The 2,566-nt window shown below is 65.4% G+C and carries 2 protein-coding genes; both read left to right on the top strand.

Annotation, left to right across the window (positions count from 1 at the left end):
- A partial coding sequence (locus tag PKD06_RS18740; RefSeq protein ID WP_324382824.1) for a pseudomurein-binding repeat-containing protein occupies window positions 1-929 on the top strand: 929 nt, incomplete at its 5' end.
- Entirely contained in the window at window positions 922-2,133 is a 1,212-nt protein-coding gene (locus PKD06_RS18735) for a GIY-YIG nuclease family protein (protein WP_324382822.1), read from the top strand. The genes PKD06_RS18740 and PKD06_RS18735, both read left to right, overlap by 8 nt.
- Window positions 2,134-2,566: the final 433 nt, after the last annotated feature.

Raw genomic sequence — 2,566 nt, 5'->3', positions numbered from 1 at the left:
GCCGCGCCACGCGCGATGCGCCGGGCAAGACACGGGCGCGCTTCACCAACCTGATCGCCGAGCCGGATGCTGCGGCCGACGCCGTCACCGAGGCGGTCAACGACACTCTGAAGGCCATCGCCGCCAGCCTTCTCATGGAGCAGGTGCTGGCGCCGCGCTTCAACTTCACGCCGAAGAACGCCGGCAGCGGCCCCGTCGAGGGCTTCGACTATGGCGAAGAGGGCTACGATCCGAACAAGACCAATGTCGGGTTCAACGAGCAGACCGGCCAGTTCCAGATCGAGATCAAGGGCCTCGCCGAGCCAAAGAGCAAGGAAGCGGCTCGCATCTGCCAGGAGGACCTCAATGAGGTGATCGCCGCCTTCGTGCAGGACAAGACCGCGCTGGAGCGTGGCCTCTTCGACGAGGAGCTGGTGCCGGAGGAGCTGACCCAGGTCCGCATGGGCAAGATCATCAAGGACAAGTATCCGGAACTCGCCGAGGAAGATCAGGAAGCCGTCCGCCAGCATGCGGTCGCTGCGCTGAATCTCACCCAGCAGGCCAAGCAGATCATCCTTGGTGACGGGACGGGAAGCGCGGCAGAGCCCAGTGCAAACACCGCCCTCATCGACGGCGTGCGGCGCTTTGCGATGGATGTGCGCGAGCTCGACATCGACCTGATCGACCGGATCAATCCCTTCGGCGAGGCCTATGCCATCCTCGCCAAGACCATGAGCGAGGAGAGCCTCAAGCAGGTGGCGGCTGCGATTGCGGCCAAGCGCACCAGCCTGACGCCCGAGGAGGCGAAGGACCTCGCCGTGCGCGCCGTCCGCTTCAAGAAGGAGCGGGGACGGCTCCCCTCGATCAGCTCGACCGATGCCTGGGAGAAGCGCATGGCGGAAGGCGCCGCCGCCTTCGTGCGCTTCAAGGACGAGGGACGCTATGAGTGACCTCGACCTTGACGAGCTGCGCGCCGAACTCGACGAGTTTGCCGTTCCCGAGAAGAAGGGCGGGCGCTCGGCGCGCGAGGAGCGCATCATCGCCGGCTTCGAGGATATTCAGCGCTTTGTCGATCAGCATGGCCGCCCCCCGCAGCATGGCGAGGGCAACGACATCTTCGAGCGCCTCTACGCGGTGCGTCTCGACCGCATCCGCGAACTCGAGGAATGCCGGTCGTTGGTTGCGCCGCTGGACCGCCAGGGCCTCCTGACCGGTGCCGGTGACGCTGGGGCGGCCTCTGCCGATACCATGGACGTCGATACGCTCATGGCGGAGCTGGAAGGGGCGGCGGGCGCGCCCGACATCACCGATCTCCGCCATGTCCGCACCAGCGCCGACAAGCGCGCGGCGGAGGAGATCGCCAACCGCGAGCCTTGCCCCGACTTCGACCGGTTCAAGCCCGTCTTCGCCGGCGTGCAACGCGACCTCGACCAAGGGCTGAGAACCGCGCGCCCGTTCGTCAAGGATGCCGGCTTCCTGAAGGCCGACATCACCGCGGGCCAGTTCTTCATTCTCGGCGGCCAGGTCGCCTACGTCGCGGAGGTCGGCGAGACCTTCAAGGCCCCGAACGGCGAGTTCGATGCGCGCCTTCGCGTCATTTATTCCAACGGCACGCAGAGCAACCTGCTCCGCCGGTCGCTCCAGCGCGCGCTCTACAAGGACGAGGCGGGGCGGCGCATCACCGAGCCGGTCGCGGGACCGCTTTTTGCCGGCGAGAGCACCGAAGGCGATCTGGCGAGCGGGACCATTTACGTCCTGCGGAGCAAGTCGGAGCACCCGACGGTGGCCGCCAATCGCGACGTCCTCCACAAGATCGGCGTGACCGGCGGCGACGTGGCGCGCCGCTTCGGGAACGCCAGGCTCGATCCGACCTTCCTGATGGCCGATGTGGAAGTCGTCGCCACCTACGAGCTCTTCAACATCAGCCGCTCGCGCCTCGAAAACCTCATCCACCGGATCTTCGCCACGGCCCGCCTCAACATCGAGATCAAGGACCGCTTCGGCAACCCCGTCATTCCCCGCGAGTGGTTCCTGGTGCCGCTATTCGTCATCGACGAGGCGGTGGAACGGATCAAGGACGGGACGATCGAGCGCGTCACCTATGACCCCTCCACAGCCAGCTTCCGCGAGGTCGAGCCTCGCCTACCGAGCTGATCCGCAACTGCCGACCGGACCAGATGCCCGGAATTTGACCGTCAGGCTGGCTTCTCGCAGACCCGTACCGCGATCCCCTAGTCAACAGGTTCGGAGAATAGGGGGCCCAAAGAGAGAACGACGCCCGGAGACCGGGGCTTCGAGGTCAACAGCTCGAACCCATGGAACGGCGCGGAATTGCGGGATTCATTTCGCCGGTCGCAAACGCGGAGAAAGTCCCGAACGTTGAGAACTGGCGGAGGGAGAGGAACTGAAATCCAACGTTCTCTCGCAGGATTTCGACCAACTGCGCGGCATTTCGCCCGCTCTGCCTGTTTCGAAGTCGTGGACCGACGAGTTAGGTCCCGCAATAGGGCCAATGATGCTGTTGGAACTGATGGTGCCGTCATCGAGGGACAGCTGACCGCAGCCCCAGCGACCGCAGGGTTACCGT

Source organism: Enterovirga sp., from assembly GCF_035325185.1.
Lineage (GTDB): Bacteria > Pseudomonadota > Alphaproteobacteria > Rhizobiales > Beijerinckiaceae > Enterovirga.
This window is presented reverse-complemented; position numbering and strand designations above follow the sequence as displayed.

Coding starts and splice junctions, on each gene's coding strand:
- PKD06_RS18735 (WP_324382822.1), top strand. CDS start 922: ATGAGTGACCTCGACCTTGACGAGCTGCGCGCCGAACTCGACGAGTTT.